The organism is Streptomyces sp. SID12501 (genome assembly GCF_010550245.1).
In the GTDB taxonomy this organism is placed as follows: Bacteria; Actinomycetota; Actinomycetes; order Streptomycetales; family Streptomycetaceae; genus Streptomyces.
Map to the genome: position 1 here is coordinate 1 of NZ_JAAGLU010001027.1, position 389 is coordinate 389.

1 protein-coding gene is annotated in these 389 nt (G+C 72.2%); it reads left to right on the top strand.

Features of this window, described 5'->3' with window-relative positions:
* Positions 1 to 389: DoxX family membrane protein (locus tag G3I71_RS49655; protein WP_164325572.1), on the top strand; the 389-nt coding region annotated here is incomplete at both ends.

The window sequence follows — 389 nt, forward strand, 5'->3', positions numbered from 1 at the left end:
GTACGCACTCCTGCCCCTGCGCCTCTTCCTCGGCGTGACCTTCGTGTACGCCGGTCTGGACAAGCTGACCGACTCCGCGTTCCTGTCCGCCACCGGCGTCGGATCCATCGGCGAGATGATGCGCGGGGTGCGCGACACCTCCGCGATCCCCGCCCTGGTCGACCTGGCCCTGAAGTCGCCCGTCGGCTTCGCCGTGGTGCTGGCCGCGGGTGAACTCCTGGTGGGCCTGGCCACCCTGGCGGGACTGCTGACCCGGCTCGCCGCCGCCGGCGGGGCGCTGATCGCGCTCAGCCTGTGGCTCACGGTCTCCTGGGCGGTCACCCCGTACTACTACGGCAACGACCTCGTCTCCCTGGTCGCCTGGCTCCCGCTGGTCCTCGCCGGGGCCC